The organism is Priestia sp. VA7 (assembly GCF_055710015.1).
Map to the genome: position 1 here is coordinate 1 of NZ_JBVQPN010000065.1, position 258 is coordinate 258.

2 tRNA genes are annotated in these 258 nt (G+C 53.1%); both read left to right on the forward strand.

The annotated features are described in order from the left end of the window. Positions 1 to 51 precede the first annotated feature (51 nt). Positions 52 to 125 (forward strand) — tRNA-Gly (locus AC0C45_RS30200). 6 nt (positions 126 to 131) lie between these two features. Continuing rightward, positions 132 to 208 (forward strand) — tRNA-Ile (locus tag AC0C45_RS30205). Positions 209 to 258 lie beyond the last annotated feature (50 nt).

The window sequence follows — 258 nt, forward strand, 5'->3', positions numbered from 1 at the left end:
GTTCCGGCATTCGTGGGTTCGATTCCCATCAGTCGCCCCATCTTAAGTAACGCGGGTGTAGTTTAGTGGTAAAACCTCAGCCTTCCAAGCTGATGTCGTGAGTTCGATTCTCATCACCCGCTCCAAATGAAGGGCCTATAGCTCAGCTGGTTAGAGCGCACGCCTGATAAGCGTGAGGTCGGTGGTTCGAGTCCACTTAGGCCCACCATATTCCACAGTAGCTCAGTGGTAGAGCTATCGGCTGTTAACCGATCGGTC